Annotated in this window: 1 pseudogene; it reads left to right on the top strand. The window is 72.2% G+C overall.

Annotated features, from left to right (window positions below):
* Positions 1 to 237 (top strand): annotated as a pseudogene (locus tag ACTFO6_RS19735) (hypothetical protein); the annotation flags it as partial.

Raw genomic sequence — 237 nt, forward strand, 5'->3', positions numbered from 1 at the left:
CCCGCAGGCGTGCCTGGCGCTGCGGCGCGGCCACGCGCATCAGGTGGAGGACCCGGCCGCTTCGGCCTTGTGCGAGCACGTGCGGGCCTGCTGCGACCCGCGGCGCCCCTATCTATGCCTGCCCATGGCGGCCGGCGGCGACACCCTGGGCATACTGCATCTGTCCGTTTCGCCCCCGGAAGTCGGCGCGGAGGCTTCCGCCACCTCTCGGGAGTATAAGCGTGACATGGCCAAGGC

Source organism: Pelomicrobium sp. G1, assembly GCF_051905455.1.
Lineage (GTDB): Bacteria > Pseudomonadota > Gammaproteobacteria > Burkholderiales > UBA6910 > Pelomicrobium.